At 42.7% G+C, this 19,459-nt stretch carries 15 protein-coding genes; 10 read left to right on the plus strand and 5 right to left on the minus strand.

The annotated features are described in order from the left end of the window. Nucleotides 1-90 precede the first annotated feature (90 nt). Nucleotides 91-906 (minus strand): BPSS1780 family membrane protein, encoded by an 816-nt coding sequence (locus I3252_RS13025; protein WP_201552938.1) that lies wholly within the window; start codon nucleotides 904-906, stop codon nucleotides 91-93. A gap of 195 nt (nucleotides 907-1,101) precedes the next feature. Next, on the minus strand, nucleotides 1,102-2,121 hold the full coding sequence (gene hemH, locus I3252_RS13030) for a ferrochelatase (RefSeq protein WP_109591036.1): 1,020 nt from the start codon (nucleotides 2,119-2,121) through the stop codon (nucleotides 1,102-1,104). 488 nt (nucleotides 2,122-2,609) lie between these two features. Here hemH and I3252_RS13035 point away from each other — a divergent pair, with 488 nt between their 5' ends. The 5 genes from I3252_RS13035 (at nucleotide 2,610) to I3252_RS13055 (ending at nucleotide 7,684) form a co-directional block, all read left to right on the plus strand. Beyond that, nucleotides 2,610-3,959, plus strand: coding sequence for a homoserine O-acetyltransferase (locus I3252_RS13035; RefSeq protein WP_238035539.1), 1,350 nt, complete (start codon nucleotides 2,610-2,612; stop codon nucleotides 3,957-3,959). Continuing rightward, nucleotides 3,956-4,573 (plus strand): methionine biosynthesis protein MetW, encoded by a 618-nt coding sequence (metW, locus tag I3252_RS13040; RefSeq protein ID WP_238035524.1) that lies wholly within the window; start codon nucleotides 3,956-3,958, stop codon nucleotides 4,571-4,573. Before I3252_RS13035 ends, metW begins: the two co-directional genes overlap by 4 nt. Before the next feature lie 560 nt (nucleotides 4,574-5,133). Beyond that, on the plus strand, nucleotides 5,134-5,715 hold the full coding sequence (locus I3252_RS13045; RefSeq protein WP_045443681.1) for a tetratricopeptide repeat protein: 582 nt from the start codon (nucleotides 5,134-5,136) through the stop codon (nucleotides 5,713-5,715). Between the two features lie 146 nt (nucleotides 5,716-5,861). Continuing rightward, entirely contained in the window at nucleotides 5,862-6,362 is a 501-nt protein-coding gene (locus tag I3252_RS13050; RefSeq protein ID WP_238035526.1) for a DUF2569 domain-containing protein, read from the plus strand. A 236-nt stretch (nucleotides 6,363-6,598) separates the two neighbouring features. Then, nucleotides 6,599-7,684 carry a rhodanese-related sulfurtransferase gene (locus I3252_RS13055; protein WP_238035528.1) on the plus strand — a complete coding sequence of 362 codons (1,086 nt, stop codon included), beginning with the start codon at nucleotides 6,599-6,601 and terminating at the stop codon, nucleotides 7,682-7,684. Nucleotides 7,685-7,792: 108 nt separating this feature from the next. On the opposite strand, the gene uraH is transcribed toward I3252_RS13055, so the two are convergent. Then, nucleotides 7,793-8,224, minus strand: coding sequence for a hydroxyisourate hydrolase (gene uraH, locus I3252_RS13060; RefSeq protein ID WP_201539760.1), 432 nt, complete (start codon nucleotides 8,222-8,224; stop codon nucleotides 7,793-7,795). A gap of 408 nt (nucleotides 8,225-8,632) precedes the next feature. Further along, a complete protein-coding gene (gene serA / locus I3252_RS13065; RefSeq protein WP_045453737.1) occupies nucleotides 8,633-9,859 on the minus strand; it encodes a phosphoglycerate dehydrogenase in 1,227 nt (408 codons plus the stop codon). Nucleotides 9,860-10,340: 481 nt separating this feature from the next. Between serA and I3252_RS13070 the strand changes: the two genes are divergently transcribed. Next, nucleotides 10,341-11,783: an FAD-binding oxidoreductase gene (locus tag I3252_RS13070; protein ID WP_238035530.1), complete on the plus strand. Its 1,443-nt coding sequence runs from the start codon at nucleotides 10,341-10,343 to the stop codon at nucleotides 11,781-11,783. A 97-nt stretch (nucleotides 11,784-11,880) separates the two neighbouring features. On the opposite strand, the gene I3252_RS13075 is transcribed toward I3252_RS13070, so the two are convergent. Continuing rightward, entirely contained in the window at nucleotides 11,881-12,510 is a 630-nt protein-coding gene (locus I3252_RS13075; RefSeq protein ID WP_238035532.1) for a BLUF domain-containing protein, read from the minus strand. Between the two features lie 629 nt (nucleotides 12,511-13,139). Between I3252_RS13075 and I3252_RS13080 the strand changes: the two genes are divergently transcribed. The 4 genes from I3252_RS13080 (at nucleotide 13,140) to lspA (ending at nucleotide 19,377) form a co-directional block, all read left to right on the plus strand. After that, on the plus strand, nucleotides 13,140-14,777 hold the full coding sequence (locus I3252_RS13080) for a bifunctional GNAT family N-acetyltransferase/carbon-nitrogen hydrolase family protein (RefSeq protein WP_045453728.1): 1,638 nt from the start codon (nucleotides 13,140-13,142) through the stop codon (nucleotides 14,775-14,777). Nucleotides 14,778-14,922: 145 nt separating this feature from the next. Further along, on the plus strand, nucleotides 14,923-15,480 hold the full coding sequence (locus I3252_RS13085) for a protein disulfide oxidoreductase (protein ID WP_238035540.1): 558 nt from the start codon (nucleotides 14,923-14,925) through the stop codon (nucleotides 15,478-15,480). Nucleotides 15,481-15,890: 410 nt separating this feature from the next. Further along, nucleotides 15,891-18,737, plus strand: coding sequence for an isoleucine--tRNA ligase (gene ileS, locus I3252_RS13090; protein WP_238035533.1), 2,847 nt, complete (start codon nucleotides 15,891-15,893; stop codon nucleotides 18,735-18,737). Next, nucleotides 18,730-19,377 (plus strand): signal peptidase II, encoded by a 648-nt coding sequence (lspA, locus tag I3252_RS13095; protein ID WP_238035535.1) that lies wholly within the window; start codon nucleotides 18,730-18,732, stop codon nucleotides 19,375-19,377. Before ileS ends, lspA begins: the two co-directional genes overlap by 8 nt. Nucleotides 19,378-19,459: the final 82 nt, after the last annotated feature.

Below are 19,459 nucleotides of genomic sequence, written 5' to 3' on the forward strand. Positions count from 1 at the left end.
CAAACAATAAAAAAGCACGCTCGATATAATGGGCGTGCTTTTTTATTGTGCCTACTGTACTTCTGATACTAGGGTCTGTTAAACAACCAACTATAGCGCTGACAATGGTTGATCTGTCCAAACGTCTCGGTAACTGGTGTAGTAGGTAATCATACCTATTGGAAGCAGTGCTAACATACCTAGTCCTAGTGTAAAAACTACCATCAATATCATTATTATAGGAGCAATTAACCAAAAAACGAAAAATGGTAAGATATTTTTTAAACATCCTTTAAAACTCATTTTCATTGCCTGAACAGGCTCAATGTTGTGAAGCACAATTAAAGCAGGTGCAAACCAGATAGCCATAAGTACAGGAAATAATAGTACAAAAACCAATAAAACACCCAATACCATACCTGCAATCGCAACGTCACTTGACTCCTGAGCTAAAGACAAAGCCATACCACCGAATATAATCAGCATAGGTATCATTGCAACAATAACAGCTACTAAATACAAGACGAATAAAATAACTAATGGCTTGAGATGCGTATAAAAAGCTGAAAAAAGATGGTCAAACCTCAGCTCATTACCTATAGCTTGATCGGCACAACCTTTTATTATTCCACCAACAAAAACAAAGGAAAGAAAAGGAAAAATGAAATTTATCACGGGTACGCTACTACCAATCATAGCAATGATTAAATAAACAACACCAATAGCTAACCATAATAAAAATTGATCTTTAAATATTGCAAATGCTTTGGTAATCCAACTTATACCCCATCCTGCTTGGCACATTCGAGGTTCTACCAATAACTGCGGTAATAGGCCGCCATACTCGTCAGTGGGCGGTAAGTTCGGTGGTTGACCGTTAGGTTTTTGTAGAGACACAGAAGGTTGTGAATAATTGGAGCTGGACATATTTATCCTCAAAAATAAAGTTAAGCAAACGTAAAATTAACAATGACAATAAAAGTTTATTTGGCATAGTTTTACATATCAGTCACCAAAAATCCCAACTTTATTCTATTTTAATCAAATTCATTAAAATCATTTAGTCAAAAAAATACCGAACATGATGTCCGGTATTTTTTTATAACTTACAAATTCAATTAATCAAGCCCAACCATCTAGCGTTCCCGCCCAGCCTTTGACCAATGGCGCACTAAGCGCTTCGAGCAAATCAATGTGCGCCTCATCCAAGTTCAATGCGGGAATATAGTGATATTCTTGTCCACCCGCGTGGAGAAAGTTTTCACGATTTTCGATGGCCAGCTCTTCTAGCGTTTCCAGACAATCAGCAGAAAAAGCCGGACTAATGACTTGTACCGAGCGCACACCTGACTTGCCCCAATCTTCTAGTACCACATCGGTATAGGGCTTGACCCATTCTTGCTTGCCAAAGCGTGATTGAAAACTGATAATCCATTCGTCATCTTTTAGACCAAGCGCGTGAGCCACTTGTGCGGCGGTACATTTACAACGCTTAGGATAGGGATCGCCTTTATCAGCATAAGGCTGCGGGATGCCGTGGAAGCTAAACATCAGCTTGTCAGGCTTGCCATGCTCTGCTTGAAAGCGGCTAATCGAATCAGCCAATGCTTGAATATACAGCGGATGCGCAAAGTAATCTTTGACAATAGTATAGTTCGGCAAATTGCGCTGCTTGAGCGTCCACTTTGTCAGTGCATCATAAACAGCGCCACCAGAGGAAGCGGAATACTGTGGAAATAATGGCAAGATAACAAAGTGATCAACGCCTTCACCGCGCAAGGTATCCATCACATCAGGCAAACCAGGATTGCCATAGCTCATCGCCGGATGGACAGAAACCCGAAATGGTGCGGCACTATTTGCAAGCCGTGGCTCCAATAGCTCCACTTGGCTCTTTAGTATCTTACGAATCGGTGAGTCGCCTTCCCAAATACTGGCATAGGCTTTTGCCACACGTTTAGGGCGGCTTGGCAATACAAATAAATTGAGAATAATCGCCCACAAGAATTTCGGAATCTCAATGACACGGGGATCAGACAAAAACTGTTTTAAGTAACGACGTACGGCAGGCGCTGTTGGCTCATCTGGCGTACCTAGGTTCACTAATAGGACGGCAATACGGGGAGGCAGTTCAGGTTTCATAGCAGCACTATTTTATTATTAGGTTAATTAAAGAAGAATATGCGATAAAAGATTATTAAGTCATGATTGATTAAATGCTTTATTAGTGTAGCATTTTATCCATTAATAACGCATGGTAAAAGCACACTTATACAATTTGATACTTAGTTGCTATTTATTGACAGTCATCAATCATTGATTCACCCTAACCCTTCTCTACCTACCATCCATCGACCCTAAGAACCATGCTTAAAAGACTATGCTCAAAAGACTCGCTCGACGGTTGTACTCCTACGCGCATCACCATACAATAGGCAAGCACATTGTAAGAAAAACATTTAGAAAACAGTGTCGGCAAAGCAGTATTGGCAACACTGCCTATCGACAGTTTGCCCTTTTTATTTTATTGATGATTGTTGTCTTGCGAGGTAGCTTTGAACGCACGCCCTAATAATACCAGTGACCAGTCCCCGACAAATACGCTTCATTCGGCCAGCTTAGTTAATCCCATGGATTCAGTCGGCATTATCACGCCTCAGATTTTTCATTTCGCTGAGCCGTTGACGTTAGAATGTAATCGTACTTTGCCATCGTTTGATTTAATCATCGAAACTTATGGCACGCTAAATAACGACAAATCAAACGCGGTACTTATTTGCCATGCGCTATCAGGCAGTCATCACGCCGCCGGTTTTCATAGTGCTGATGATAAAAAAGCCGGCTGGTGGGACAATATGATTGGCCCTAATAAAGCGATCGACACCAATCGGTTTTATGTCGTATGTGTCAACAATATCGGCAGCTGTTTCGGCTCTACTGGTCCGACAACGATTAATCCAGATAGCAATGAACCGCAAGTTTATGGTCCTGACTTTCCGCTCGTCACTATTAAGGACTGGGTAAAAACCCAAGCGATGCTGTCAGATCGTCTCGGTATTGAAGTTTGGCACGCCATTGTTGGTGGTTCCATGGGTGGTATGCAGGCGCTGCAATGGTCAGTCGATTATCCAAATCGGTTAAAACGCTGCGTGGTCATTGCCAGCACGCCAAAGCTCTCAGCACAAAACATCGCCTTTAATGAGGTGGCGCGTCAGTCAATATTGTCTGACCCTGATTTTAAAGACGGACGCTATTTACAAGCAGGCACCTACCCTCGTCGCGGGCTAATATTGGCTCGGATGGTTGGGCATATCACCTACTTAACCGATGACGCGATGAAGGCGAAATTTGGTCGTGATTTAAAGTCTGGCAAATTTATGTATGGCTACGATGTTGAGTTCCAAGTGGAGAGCTATTTACGCTATCAAGGTGAGCGCTTTAGCGAAAATTTCGATGCCAATACTTATTTGCTCATGACCAAAGCTTTGGATTATTTTGATCCAACACGTGATTATCCATCAGCCATGGCAACAGATTCGACAAAATCAGCAGCACAGCTTAAGGACTCGATTGCCACATCAGTGGAATCTAGTAAACAAAGCACGCAACCTGCGTTAGAAGATACGGTGGCAACGATAGATGAAAGTGAACAGAATCGTCAGCAAGAGCTGTCTGCGCTCAAAGCCGCCTTTGCCCATACGCAATGCCAATACCTAGTGGTCTCATTTACCACGGATTGGCGCTTTGCACCGGAGCGCTCACAAGAGATTGTCGATGCACTGATGGCCACTGGCAAACCAGTTAGCTACATCAATGTCGATGCGCCGCATGGTCATGATTCCTTCTTATTTGATATTCCCCGTTATATGGGTGCCGTCCGAGGATTTTTGACTGCGCCATTTATCACCGACAGCAAATCAAAACAACCAGCACAAAGCACAAATCAAAGCAGCCAGCAAAAATCAGGAGCACGCTCATGAGAATGGATCATCAATTGGCTGAGCGCTGGATTGCGCCGCACTCACATGTACTGGACTTGGGCTGCGGCAATGGTGAGCTACTCGCGCATTTACAACAAAATCGCGGCGTCACAGGCTACGGACTTGAGATTGACGAAGAAAAAATCAACGATGGTATCGCCAAAGGCTTATCTATTATCGAGCAAGACCTGAATGATGGTCTGGCACGTTTTGCTGATAACAGTTTTGACACCGTCGTCATGGCACGGGCGCTGCAAGCGGTCAAATCACCTGATGTGCTCTTACTTGACATGCTACGCGTTGCCCGCGAAGCCGTTATCACCTTCCCCAATTTTGCCCATTGGCAAAACCGCATTCATTTAGGGCTTAAAGGGATGATGCCTGTCTCAGAGGCATTGCCTTATGAGTGGTATAACACCCCAAACATTCATCTGTGTACGTTTAAGGATTTTGAGCAGCTTTGTGCACAGCATGATATTCATATCGTCAACCGTTTTGCCGTCAGCGATTCTGAAAAAGGTCATACGCCACTTATGAAAACATTGATACGCCAAGCACCCAACCTATTGGCAGACGTCGCTATCTATCGTGTCACCAAACAAAAACCTGAATAATAGGTTTGTCTACTTAGGGCGTATCTTCATTTTAAAAATGGTGATAAAAATGAGATAAATTGCCGTCAAACAAGGATAGTAGCGCAAATAATATCGAGATATTGCTAAGCTATTTGACGATGTTTGGTAAAATTTAGCCATTTTTGCCCATTTAGAGGATAATCGATTGAATTAAAGATACGCCCTAGCATTGGTTGAAAGCGGTAGCACGGCTCATAAATACAAATTTTAACCTCAATAGCTGGTTAATTTATTCTTACGCTTAAGTAACTCTATGATTTTATTGAGGACAATGAGGTATGAATAAGCATTAAATCATGTAATTAGTATTTGAGTTTCGTAAGTTTGGGTGTTAAGCTAGCAAAATAGTGTCAATCGCACCCTGATTCTGACCGTTTATCGGTTCGATTAAAGGCATTTGCCACACTACATCGATTAATTATATTGCTAATGATTAGGTAAGTTGGTATCGCAAGATTTCACCTAATTGTTATCGCCGTCTAAACCCTTTTAGCGGTGCAACTTTTTTTGCTTATTAACTGCCTAATTTTGGAGCTGCTATGAAATTATTAAAAGCTGCGTTGTTTACTGCCTTATTTTCTTGTGCAGGTCTAGCAAACGCTGAGTTAATATCAAACGTGCCACTTGATACGTCACGTTTTGAGCTAATGCCAGTTAGTGAACTGTCTAACCGCGCTGCCCAAGGTAACGATCACGCTCAGTTTTATTTAGCCAAGCGCTTACAGAAAGGCGAAGGCATTGCAAAGAATACCCAACAGGCTATTCAGTGGTATACCAAAGCGGCTCAGCAAGGCGTTGCCCCTGCTCAGTTGAATCTTGCCATCATGTACTTGCGCGGTGAAGGTGTGCAGCCTAACTTGCAACAAGCGAAAGTTTGGTTAGAAAAAGCGGCAATGCGCGGCGATAACCGTGCCAGCTATACCCTTGCATTGCTAGATGAAAAGCAAAAAAATCTCGTTGATGCTTATAAATGGTACGATTTGGCTGCCCGTGATGGTATGCTTGATGAAAAAGTACGTAACAAAGCACGCGGTAAAATTGGCCAGTTGGCATTAAACTTATCAAGCTCAGACATCGCTAGCGCTCGTAGCAAAGCCGATACTTGGTTCCAGAGTAAGTAAACCAGTTAATAAAATTTGAGACAATAAATACCCAGCGTAACTGCTGGGTTTTTTATTATCTATAATATCAGCTTAGGTTGACTTATCATGAGACAACGTTTACTAGTTACAGCTTAATTTTAAATCAATGACTAAAGGAGAATTTGGTGGCAGAACACTTAAAAGGGATAGGCGAAGAACCGTTAGAAGGGATAGGCGGTTGGCTGTGGTTGGTCGCTCTTGGGATAGTAGCTTCACCTTTACGAATCATCTTTCTGATTTTTCCACTTTATTCTGAAATATTCAAAGATGGTTCTTGGGAGATATTGACCTCATCAGGAACCGAAGCGTATCATCCTATGTGGGCGCCAATCATATTAGCAGAAATGACTATTAATGGTGCATTAGTGCTCACATGGATATTTGTTGGATTCTTATTCTTCTTGAAGAAGGCTATCTTTCCAAAGTTCTATATCGGCACTCTACTGTTTACTCTCGTATTCATCATTATCGATGCGATGGCGGTTAAAATTATTTTCCCTAATGATCCTATTTTCGATCCTGATACGACTAAAGAGCTGGTTCGAACGCTTGTCGCTTGTCTTATATGGATACCCTACATTCTTATTTCGAAGCGAGTACAAGCTACTTTTTTGAAAGAACTGTGATGACTACAATTGCCTATTTTTCGTTTTAACTGTAGATATTTCAATCCATGAGAGGTTTTTCGTACACTATATCTTCATATTGCGAACATTATGGGTATGAGTCATGTTCAAAAACTCTGCAAAATTTGCTACACTACCTCCGCATTAGCTAATCCCACAATCATGCTAGTGTTATATTTAATCTACATACCTAACCCAACGCACTAGGTTTGCGACCTAGCCAGCAGGAGAAAAACATGAGTACCATTCAAGACCACAATACAGATAGCAATATCCAAAACAGCACTGTTACCGACAACAAATCAGCCCCAGCCTATGACAGTGTCACCAATAACATCGTCGTTGCCGCTCTATATAAGTTCACGCGTTTTAGCGATTTCGAGCAATACCGCGAGTTAATTTTAAATAATATGCTCGATAATGATGTCAAAGGTACGTTATTGATTGCTAATGAAGGCATTAATGGTACGATTTCTGGCACACGCCAAGGTATCGATAACGTCCTTGAGTATCTGCGCAGTATTGAAGCGATTGGCAGCTTTACCTTTAAAGAATCTTATACCGATGCTCAGCCTTTTTATCGTACCAAAGTGAAGCTCAAAAAAGAAATCGTTACTATGGGCGTTGAAAATATCGACCCATTGCAATCAGTTGGACGCTATGTAAAACCAAGCGAATGGAATGCGTTAATCTCAGACCCTGACGTCATTCTTATCGACACCCGTAATGATTATGAAGTTAAAATCGGTACGTTCCAAAATGCCGTCAATCCAAATACCGAAACGTTCCGCGAGTTCCCAGAATACGTCGCAAAAGAGATGGATCCAGCCAAACATAAAAAAGTCGCGATGTTCTGTACCGGTGGTATACGCTGTGAGAAGTCTACTGCTTATATGCGTGAGCAAGGCTTTGAAGAGGTTTATCATTTAGAAGGTGGTATTCTAAAATATCTAGAAGAAATTCCAGCCAGCGAGTCTATGTGGCAAGGCGATTGCTTCGTTTTTGATAACCGCGTGTCGGTCAATCATAACTTAGAAAAAGGTAACTATGAGCAATGCTTCGCCTGCCGTATGCCCATTACTGTCGATGACATGCAAAGCCTTGCTTACATCAAAGGCGAGTCATGCCCACACTGCATTGATAAAGCCACTGATGAGCAAAAAGCCCGTTTCCGTGAGCGTGAGCACCAAATGCAGCTGGCAAAGAAACGTGGCGAAGCGCATATTGGTAGCGATGTGATTGATGTGATTGAGAAACGCAAAGCCGCTAAAATTGAAGCACGTCGCCAAGCAGAGGAAGCCAATAAAGCTAACGCTGAATAAATTTAAGATGGATAAAAGCAAAAAGGACGCCCCAATCAAATATTTGATTGAGGCGTCCTTTTTGCTTTATTAGTACTGCCTTATAACTTGCTTAGTACGTAATATGGCTTAGCTACCGCGGTAAGTGCTATAGCCGTATGGAGATAAAGTGATTGGCACATGGTAATGGTTATCGCCTTCGATATTGAAATTGACTTCAACATACGGATAGAAAGACTCTAGACCTTGATTTCGGAAATAAGGAGTCGTCTCAAAAATCAACTTATAAGTACCGTCATGCTCAACGCCGTCTTGATTCGGTAAGAAGTTGCCGATACGACCATTATTATCAGTCTTTTGCGCATTAAGCAATTTCCAGCTACCAGTTTTCTCTTGCATCATCAGTTTTACATTGACGTTTGGTGCTGGTTTGCCTGTACTAATGTCTAAAATATGACTAGATAATTGATATTTATCTTGATCACCAGCAGCATGGCTAGCCGTTGCAGTCATAGCTAATACGCTACCAAATGCAGCTGCCTTGAGTAAGTTGTTTTTCATGAATCATCCTATTCAGTCAATTGTATGTGTTAAATGAATTATCTTCTTCAGCAAGCTATTTACCATTTTTAAGTATGCCTGTCCGTAGAAAATAACCGTGATTTACCTCAAAAATATAATCAATCATGTTGTTCATTAAAAATATATTCATCATTATAGGCTTAATGTACTGGTGTAGTTTAGATTGTTAATAAGACCGTATAATTAAGATAATGTTAACTTATATAAAAATGAGTATAGTGAATGTAAAACTTACATTCGCTATAATTCGTGTTACTCATAAATAAAAAGCATCAATGCCATGATTGAACATTGCAATTTCTTGATTTAAGACAAAAAAATAGCAGACTATCTGAATGATGGTCTGCTACTGTTACGCTAAAAATTATGCTTACATGCAAATATTATTTAAAACAAAATACGCACGCGAATCGTCTCTTCTACGTCTTTTAACTGATCTAGCGCGGCAGTTGAATCATTATAATCAACATCCATGACCAAATAACCGACATCGCCTTCTGTCATTAGGCTCTGTGCTAGGATGTTAATTCCTGCTTCTGCAAACAGACGGTTGATCTGAGACAGCACGCCTGGCACGTTTCTATGAATATGTAACAGACGATGCGAGTTTTCTTTGAATGGAATAGAAACTTCTGGGAAGTTCACGGCTGTCGCTGTGTCACCTTGGTCAGAGTATCTAACGAACTTATCAGCGACTTCAAGTCCGATATTGGCTTGTGCTTCTTGAGTTGAGCCACCGATATGCGGTGTCAAGATGACGTTATCAAATTTACGCAGTGGTGATTCAAACTCTTCATCAGCTGATTTTGGCTCTTTCGGGAACACGTCGATCGCTGCGCCCAAGATTTTACCAGATTCAAGTACAGCGGCTAAATCATCAATCTCTACGCAAGTACCACGAGCGGCATTGATAAAGTAGCTACCGTCTTTCATATGTGCGAACTGCTCAGCTTTCATCATGTAGCGCGTGCTTGGTACATCAGGTACATGCAAAGTCACAATGTCAGCCGTTGATAGTAGCTCTTCTAAGCTACCTACTTGTACCGCATTACCTAGTGGCAATTTGGTCACAGCATCATGATAAATGACTTTCATACCAAAGCTTTCTGCTAAGACAGACAGTTGCGAGCCGATAGAACCATAACCGACGATACCGATAGTCTTACCACGTACTTCATGTGAGTTGGTCGCAGACTTGCCCCAACCGCCACGATGTACGGTCGCGTTCTTTTCAGGAATGCCGCGATATAGCATGATGGCTTCGGCCAATACCAATTCAGCCACCGAACGGGTATTTGAGTATGGCGCGTTAAAGACGGGAATACCCAAATCACGTGCAGCGTCTAAGTCTACTTGGTTAGTACCGATACAAAAGCAGCCAATACCGATGAGCTTGTGCGCGTGCTCAAGTACTTCACGTGTCAATTGCGTACGCGAACGGATACCGATAAAGTGAGCGTCTTTAATCTTTTCGATCAGCTCATCTTGATCTAATGCGTGACTGATATTCTCGATGTTATGATAACCAGCTCCTTCCAATACTTTTAAAGCATTGTCATGTAGACCTTCAAGCAATAAAAACCGGATTTTGTCTTTTTGTAGTGATAACGCCATATGAGAACTGTCCTATAATTGTCTTGTAAAATTATCTGAGGGATAATCTGTAGTCGAAGCCGTTTAAAGTAGGTACAAAGTAACCAAGCGCAAACCATACACTGAGTACATTAAATGAGGTTAACGTCGTAACCACTTACCAATGCTTTAACTATAGGGTGGGTGAAACGAAAACAGTCTGGATATCTTACACAAAATTGGGCGACGATGTTAGCAGATTAGATGAATTATTGGTTATCAAGCCTGAAAACTTTTTATGCTATAGTAAATCACGCTGTTCGACGTTTATTAAACTATTTTTTGCCATTTACAGCCATATAAGCACGCAGCATGACATCTTTCTATCATTGCTTTACTGGCTCACTTATAATCATATAAATACGTACTATATAAACATACCTATGTGGCTATGTTTATATCCATTTAGCGATATAATAATCCCCTTTAGGCATAGCGCTTACGTTTATACCGAGATTTGACCATGACTTCTTTATCTAGCCAAAGCACCTCTGCAACCCATACAGCTGCTGTTCAAACTATTTTGAGCACGCTCATTGATGCCCATCAGTTTGACGCCAGCCAAATCAAAACCGACCCTGAGAGCTTAGAGCATTGGGGCAAGGACTGGACCAAGCATTTTGCCCCTGCCGCTGCTGCTATCGTCTTTCCAAAGACCACTGAGCAAGTACAAGCGATTGTGCTTCTTGCCAATGAGCACAATGTCGTACTAACGCCAAGTGGCGGTCGTACCGGTTTGTCAGCTGGCGCGGTCGCCGCCAATGGCGAGATTGTCGTTAGTATGGATAAGATGAACCATATCGGACAGTTTTATCCAGCCGATCGAATAGTTGAAGTTGAAGCCGGTGTGGTCACGCAGCAGCTACAACAATTTGCTGAATCAAAAGACCTCTACTATCCTGTCGATTTCGCTTCAGCAGGCTCTAGTCAAATCGGTGGCAATATCGGCACCAATGCAGGCGGTATTAAAGTCATTCGCTATGGCATGACTCGCCAATGGATAATGGGTCTGACAGTTGTCACTGGTAAAGGGGATATCTTGCAGCTTAACCGCGGTATGGTAAAAAATGCAACGGGCTACGACTTACGTCACTTGTTTATCGGTAGTGAGGGCACACTTGGTCTAGTAACCCATGCTCAAATCAAGCTTGAGCGTCAGCCACAAGACTTAAACGTCATGGTACTGGGCATGGACAGCTTTAATGATGTCATGAATGTCTTATCCGCCTTTCAAGCGAAGATTGATTTAACAGCGTTTGAATTTTTTGATGATGTGGCGATTGATAAGCTGATGGCACATGGTCAAGTACAAGAGCCATTTGAGTCGCGTACTAAGTTTTATACGCTGTTAGAGTTTGAAGCGCCATACGAGCCCATCATGGATAAAGCCATGGCCATATTTGAGGAGTGCATGGAGCAAGGTTGGGTGGTCGATGGTGTCATGAGTCAAAGCTTGGCACAGGCTGAAGAGCTGTGGAAATTGCGCGAATACATTTCTGAGACCATCTCAGTATTTACCCCTTATAAGAACGATGTATCCGTACTGATAAGCTATGTCCCTGAGTTTATCACCGAGATTGACCATATTGTTAGCAGCAACTATCCTGACTTTGAAGTTTGTTGGTTTGGTCATATTGGTGATGGTAACTTGCATCTGAATATTTTAAAACCTGAAAATATGAGTAAAGATGATTTCTTTGCAGAATGTCAAATCGTTAATAAATACGTGTTTGAAACGGTACAAAAATATGGCGGCTCGGTCTCTGCTGAACACGGTGTGGGTATGACTAAAAAGCCCTATTTACAATATAGCCGCAGTGAGACTGAGATTGAGTACTTACGAGAAGTCAAAAAAGTCTTTGATCCGAATAACATTATGAACCGTGGCAAGATTTTTGATATGTAAGTGCTTATTTAATAATTAAAGTAATAAATAAGCGAGTATGAAAAAGACGCTAAACGTGATGGTTTAGCGTCTTTTTTTGGATTATCAAAGCGATTATTTATAAAAATAACAACACTAGCGCTACCACTAATAACACACTTAAAACACCTTGGACGATTAAAAATGCTTGGTGCGGGGCGGCGATATGACGAAACATGTTGCCCAGTGCATTATAGGTAATACCAGCCGCTTTAATATGTGGCGGCGTATCAAAGGTTTTGATGATTTGTAAAAAATTCTCGGTACGATCAGGCGACCAATTATGCGGCGCAAATGGCAAATATGGCGATAACTGTGCGGCTTGCTTTTTGCTCGCTGGTGACCATAGCCAACGCTCTAAAAATAATAAGCGCATACGCCAATCCGCAAAACGGCGATGTTCTATCGTCTGCAACAGCAATATTTCAGTATTCTTATGGCGCTTATCCGCAAATATGCGTTGCTTTAAGGCAAATACGTGCGCTTTCTCACCTTCGATGCATTGCAAAAAATGACCACTACCATAACATAGAGTACCTGTAATGCCATGCTGTTGATTATAGTTACGCGCATGACATTCTACTTCATCAAATATAGAGGCGCTTAAACGTGAGACAAGTGTCAAACTACTAACATACACCAATTGAACCAGCGCTGAGCCTTCTATCTCATCCCAGCTACTGACTCTATTGTTGTGACTTGAGGGCATAATAAAACAATCCTAAAAAGCCGATTAAATACGGCTAAACAAAACGATGCCCCAATGAAAAAAGACAGCGACTCACAAAAACGTAGCAAATAGTTACCACGTTAAACTGTCATTACTTGAGTAGCTTGTTATGATAACCAGCAAAACAAATAGACCAAAACCAAATAGATCAAAACCAAGCGCTCTAAGATATGATATTTAAAAATAATGTTAAGCTAACAAAATATCTGTACTGACATCCTTAGGTTAGAATCTACACCAAACACTTGGCTTGTATTAACCCCAACGACTGTTTGTGAACATTATGAAAGATTTTACAGTCACTTCAATTTAAATTTATAGTCACTTTAATTCATAGCTACTCTCATTTACAGGCACTCTAATTTATAGCTACTTTAAAATGATATGAGATTCAAAAAACACGTCAGTAACGCCAAAGCTGACAGAAGTCATAAGATAAATTTTCTTCATAACTTATTGTAAATACAATGATAATTGATTGTAACGGTAATATTTTATGATTGGAATATTTTTATCACTTTTTTTACACAAAAAATTGCCAACTGAATTGTGGCAACGCATGCTATTTGATATCACTAAAATTAATAAAGATCCAAAACAGGAACATTATGAGCAAAATAGAAAAACTAGACGACTTTCATCTAACCATCGCTGAAATCAAGAAAAAAGACTATCCACAATTAAAAGCATTAATGGATCGTGTCTATGTCAACTTGGGTGGTGCATGGTCAAAGAACACTATTAATACCTTAATCGATGCCTTCCCTGAAGGCCAGATCGCTTTATTTGATCATGATCAATTGATTGGTATCGTGTTATCTATGCGTGTTGATTATGCCACGTTTTCTAACCCGCACACCTACGACGACTTAATTGGTCATAAAGAGATTATCAGAGACAACCCTGAAGGCGATGCTATTTACGGTTTAGATGCGCTGATCGACCCTGAATACCGTGGTTATCGCCTAGGACGTCGATTATACGATGCCCGTAAAGAGCTGTGTCGCCAGTTAAACTTCCGAGCTATTTTGGCTGGCGGTCGTATACCGAACTATCATAACCATCAAGATCTCACACCTGGCGAATATATTGAAGCCGTCGCGGCTCGTGAAATTCATGATTCTGCGTTGTCTTTCCAACTCTCAAATGGCTTTATCGTCAAGCGTATCTTAACGGCTTATTTGCCTGATGATAAACAATCTAAAGGTTTTGCTACTCTACTTGAGTGGGCAAATATTTATTACGAGCCGCAAGACTATAAGCCAAACACTCGTAAGTCTGAGGTGCGTATTGGTGGTATCCAATGGCAAATGCGGGAAGTCGAATCACCTGAAGAGCTACTGCAGCAAGTCGAATTCTTTGTCGATATTATGGCTGATTACAACTCTGACTTTGCTTGTTTACCAGAGTTCTTTAACGCACCATTGATGGGTCTGTGTGAATCGACGGATCAAAACGTCGCTATTCGATTTTTGGCCGGTTATACCGAATGGTTCAAAAATGAGATATCGCATTTAGCGGTCAGCTACAACGTCAACGTCATTACAGGCTCTATGCCGTACTTGGACGAGGACGATACGTTATATAATGTCAGTTACTTGTGCCGCCGCGATGGTACGGTCGAAGAGCAGCGCAAAATCCATATTACCCCGCATGAGCGTAGCGCTTGGGTCATCGAAGGCGGTGACGAGGTCAAGGTGTTTGATACCGATGCCGGTCGTATTGGTATTTTGGTCTGTTATGACGTTGAATTCCCTGAGCTTGCCCGCCTCATGGCACTTGATGATATGGATATTTTGTTCGTGCCATTTTGGACAGACACGCAAAACGGCTATCTACGCGTGCGCCACTGCGCCCAAGCACGTGCAATTGAAAACGAATGCTATGTGATGATTTGTGGTTCGGTTGGTAACTTACCACAGGTTGAAAGTCTCGATATTCAATACGCACAGTCTTCTATCTTCTCGCCATCAGATTTTGCTTTCCCGCATGATGCGATCATGGCAGAAACCACCGCCAACACTGAGATGGTATTCTTCTCAGATGTGAACTTAGACAAGCTTATTCATGTCCGTAACGAAGGCTCGGTACATAATCTGCTTGATCGCCGTGATGACTTGTATAGTTTGAAATGGAAGAGAAAATCTAAAGTCTCTGCCAGTAAGCTAAGCGATGATGAGCGCCTTGAAAATTCTGGTAGTGTCCTGCTCGGTGACCCATTACAAAACCGTGCGCAAAAACCTTAATCAGTCACTTTAAAATACCAACACTGAACACGGTTTAATAAAATTTATGAATAATACGGCTGACATTTCAGCCGTTTATTTTTATCTATCAACAACCACTTATCAAAGCCATTTATACAATACCTATAGCAAAAAAGCAGCCATTATGACGACTGATACTGATACTGAAAAATCCATTAAAAAGCCAAAGAAAACACCCAAGCAAAAGGGGTTGTCTATCGCTAAAAATATCCTCATACATGGCTTGGTATTTGCTGTTATTTATACCGCTATCAATTGGTGGCGACAGCCTATCATGCCAGCCAACCCGCAATTGCAACTGACCGATTATCAAGGGCAAGTCGTTGACTTAGCGGCGCTGAGCAATGAACAACCAACGCTGGTGTATTTTTGGGGCACGTGGTGTCCCATTTGTAGTATCACCTCGCCGACCATAGACAAACTTGCCGCCGCAAATGATTATCCAGTCGTTACGATTGCTATTAAATCAGGTACTGACCAAGAGCTGCATCGCTACCTTAATGAAAACAGCTATCGCTTTACGACGATAAATGATCAAGAAGGCAGCATCTTCGCTGATTGGCAAGGACAAGTGACACCTTCGTATGTCATCTTAAAGAATGGCGAGATGACTCAAGGTTTGACGGGCATTCAACCCTTATGGTCGCTTAAATTGCGCTTATGGTTATCATCCGTTTTTTAACGCTTAGCCTGCTATTTAGAGTCCAATCGATAGACAATGGCACTTGCCATCCGTATGATTCAATAGATGCTGCATCACTCATATAAATGATTGGTTTTGGCTAAAATAAGGACAATACTGACCAGCTCTTTTTACCCTAGCTTTTTTGTCATATAATAGCTGCCAATCTCATTGCCTCTTTTTAGTTTATTGCTATCACGGTATTTTATTATCCATAAGCATATTTTATGTTGCATTCGTCTCGATAGCATTTATTATTGACGTGAGCATATTTATGACGTTGATGCACAGCGATATCTTATAAGTGAGAAAGCGATCATCAACGGTTAAGCAGCCAGCTAAGCATTACCCTAAATGTCACATCTGACTTTACATCGATTTTTAATCCATCTTCTAAAAAGACACCTTCTATGACTGATAAAAGTACTGATACGCCAAGCCAGGATTATAAAGACACGCTAAACCTTGCCGATACGCCATTTGCGATGCGTGCCAACCTTGCCAAGCGCGAGCCAGATTGGCTTGCTGCTTGGGAAGCGGATGATGTGTACGGCAAAATTCGTCAGGCACGTGCTGGGGCGACCAAATACATTTTGCACGATGGCCCTCCTTACGCCAACGGTCAGATTCACTTGGGTCACGCGGTTAATAAAGTACTCAAAGACATTATCGTGAAGTCAAAAACGCTATCAGGCTTTGATGCGCCTTATGTCCCCGGTTGGGACTGTCATGGTCTGCCTATCGAGCAAAAGGTCGAAGCCAAAGTCGGCAAGGTCGGTCAAAAAGTCTCTGCTACCGAATTTCGTGGTTTGTGCCGCGAGTATGCGAGCACCCAGATTGAATTGCAAAAGGCAGATTTTAAACGTCTAGGCGTATTTGGCGATTGGGACAACCCATATCTAACGATGAACTTCCACCAAGAAGCCAACATCGTACGCGCCCTTGCCAAAATTTATGACAATGGTCATGTGACCCGCGGTATGAAGCCAGTCAACTGGTGCTTGGACTGTAGCTCTGCGCTGGCTGAGGCGGAAGTAGAATACCAAGATAAAGTGTCTGATGCGATCTATGTGAGCTTCGATGTTTTGGACACCGATAAGGTTGCAGCGTTGGCTGAAATAGCGGGCAACATCGCCGCTGTTATTTGGACGACGACCCCTTGGACATTACCAGCGAACCAAGCCATCGCCGTACATCCTGAGCATGACTATAGCGTAGTCGCGACTGAAAAAGGTAATTTTCTATTGGCCGCGGATTTGGTTGAAACAGCATTAACGGAACTCAAACTTAGCAATCAAGGCGTGCTAGCGACCGTATCTGGGCGCGAGCTTGAAGGCTTGCGTGCCCAGCATCCACTGATTGCAGACCGTCAAGTGCCATTAATCCTAGGCGATCACGTAACCACAGATAGTGGTACTGGCCTCGTCCATACAGCACCCGGTCACGGTCTTGACGATTATATTGTCGGTCTTAAATATAACTTACCTGTTGAAAACCCAGTCAGTGGTACGGGCGTTTATCTGGACAGCGCAGCGGTATTTGCGGGCGAGCACATTTATAAGGCCAATCCAAAAATCATCGCCGCACTGCATGACAATGGACATCTAATCAGTCATACCAAGATTGAGCATAGCTATCCGCATTGCTGGCGTCATAAGTCGCCGATCATTTTCCGTGCGACGCCTCAGTGGTTTATCAATATGGAAACCAAAGGTCTGCGTGAGCGTGCTCTTGCTGATATTCCAGCAGTAAGCTGGACACCAGCATGGGGACAAAACCGTATCGAAGCCATGATGACGGGTCGTCCTGATTGGTGTATCTCACGTCAACGTACGTGGGGCGTGCCGATTACTTTCTTTACCCATAAAGAAACAGGCGAGCTGCATCCAAACACGCTTGAGCTGATGGAAGTCGCTGCACAAAAAATCGATGCAGGCGGAGTAGAAGCTTGGTTTGATGCCAGCTGTGAAGACTTCTTAGGCGCGGAAGCTGTTGATTATGACAAAGCAACCGACACCTTAGACGTTTGGTTTGACTCTGGCACGACGCATTTTACCGTACTTGAACAACGCGATGAATTGACCAACCCAGCAGATATCTACTTGGAAGGCTCTGACCAACATCGCGGTTGGTTCCAGACGTCATTATTGACCTCAGAAGCCATGTACGGTCGCCCACCATTTAAGCAAGTACTAACGCATGGTTTTGTGGTTGATGAAAACGGTCGCAAGATGAGTAAGTCACTCGGCAATATCATCACGCCGCAGGAAGAGATCAACAAAACAGGCGCGGACATGTTGCGTTTGTGGATTGCCTCAAGCGACTATCGTTATGAGATGAGCGCGGGTAAAACGGTCTTTAAAGGCGCAATCGATATGTATCGCCGTATCCGTAACACCCTGCGTTTCTTACTTGCCAATACCGACGATTTTGATCCTGCGACCAACAGCGTCGATATCAATGAGCTGGTCAGCCTTGATAAATTCATCATTGAGCGCGCGCAAACCGTGCAAGCACAAATCATCAGTGCTTATGATGCGATGGATTTTCACCAAGTCACCCAGCATATTACTGCGTTCTGTTCGCAAGATTTGGGCAGTTTCTATTTAGATATTATCAAAGATCGTCAGTATACGACTCAGACTGATGGACAGCCACGACGCTCTGCGCAAACGGCGATTTACCATATCGTTCAGGCACTCATTCGCTGGATTACGCCGATTTTGTCATTCACGGCACAAGAAGCGTGGGAAGTATTGCATGGCGCTGACAGTTATGTATTTACTGAAGAATGGTATAAATTTCCAGAATTTGAGCTAAGCGCGATCAGCAACGATGACTGGCAACGTATCATGTTGGCAAAGGATATGGTCAATAAACATATCGAGACCGCACGTGGTGAAAAAATCATCAACGCTAACTTGTCTGCCGATGTTAATTTGTATGCTGACGGTGCAATGCATGAAAGCTTGGCCAAGCTGGGTGAAGAGCTGCGCTTTGTACTAATCACTAGTAATGCAACTTTGAAACCAATGAGCGACGCTCCTGCCGATAAAACAAGCACAGATGAGCAAACTGACGGTAGCACGGATGAATCAGTAGACTTAGTGGTCAATGTGAGCGCCGCAGCTGGCACCAAGTGCGTACGCTGCTGGCATATCCGTGATGATATCGGTACCGATAGTGCACATCCAGAACTATGCGCGCGCTGCGTGACTAACGTCAGCGGTGATGGTGAGGTGCGCCACTATGCCTAACCATACGCCTAACTCAACAGAATCATCAGACAACAAGCCGCCATATGGTGAAGTCGATAAATCACCTGAGCCAGCTCATGCAACTACAGGCCGCTCAACGACACCGAAAAGTCGTCTGAATAAGACGCCAAAAATGATTGCGAATGGCCGTCGTGCGTTTACGTGGTATCTCCTATCATTGGTCGTGCTAATCATCGATCAATGGACGAAGTGGCTGGCTGAAACTAAGCTGACTTTTCATGAGCCGGTACCTGTGATTGAGCCTTTTCTGAATTGGACACTGGCATACAACTATGGCGCGGCATTTAGCTTTTTGGCAGATGCTGGTGGTTGGCAAAAGTGGTTTTTTTCGGGATTGGCATTGATAATGTCGCTATTTTTAATTGGCTACCTGATAAAAGCCCCGCGCCAAGCCAAGCTACTATCGACAGGTCTAGCGCTAGTGCTCGGCGGTGCGATTGGCAATCTCATTGACCGCTTGCTACATGGTCACGTCATCGACTTTATCCATGTACACAATGCTGATGTCTGGCATTACCCTATCTTTAATATTGCGGATATGGGCATTAGTATCGGTGTGGCGTTGATTGTCATTGACATGCTGTTTTTGGAAAAAAAGCGTGAAATGCCGCGGTCATAATTTTAAATCGCATTAATACAGTTAGATGGGGCTGTAGTAGATAAGCACTATGCTAGACTACTTTTATGAAGATAACCCGTTG

The organism is Psychrobacter sp. Ps4, assembly GCF_022129285.1.
Lineage (GTDB): Bacteria > Pseudomonadota > Gammaproteobacteria > Pseudomonadales > Moraxellaceae > Psychrobacter > Psychrobacter immobilis_A.